Consider the following 300-nt stretch of genomic DNA (forward strand, 5'->3'; position numbering starts at 1 on the left):
CTGCTGGTCCGCTCTGCTGCTCCTCACGAGAAACGCCATCGTCCGAGTTGTTATTATTAAGATTAAAAGCCCAAAACGCAGTAGCAATTGCTAAGACGAATAAGACAACGACCATTGTAGGCAAGAAGGAAGCAACCTTTGACCTCTTCTTAACCATTTTTGGTTTAGAACGATTAACACGTGGAGGCAGTCCTGCAGGATCTCGATTTGACTGGGGTAATTCATCACGATGCTCTTCAAACAACATATCAGAATCCAGTCCTACTGCATCCGCATACCTTTTCACGAACGCCCTTGCAT

1 protein-coding gene is annotated in these 300 nt (G+C 45.3%); it reads right to left on the reverse strand.

Annotation, left to right across the window (positions count from 1 at the left end):
* Window positions 1–247: hypothetical protein (locus AOA59_RS32785; RefSeq protein WP_218212183.1), on the reverse strand; the 247-nt coding region annotated here is incomplete at its 3' end.
* Window positions 248–300: the final 53 nt, after the last annotated feature.

The sequence above is a fragment of the Pseudomonas sp. 2822-15 genome, from assembly GCF_002742515.1.
GTDB lineage: Bacteria > Pseudomonadota > Gammaproteobacteria > Pseudomonadales > Pseudomonadaceae > Aquipseudomonas > Aquipseudomonas salomonii.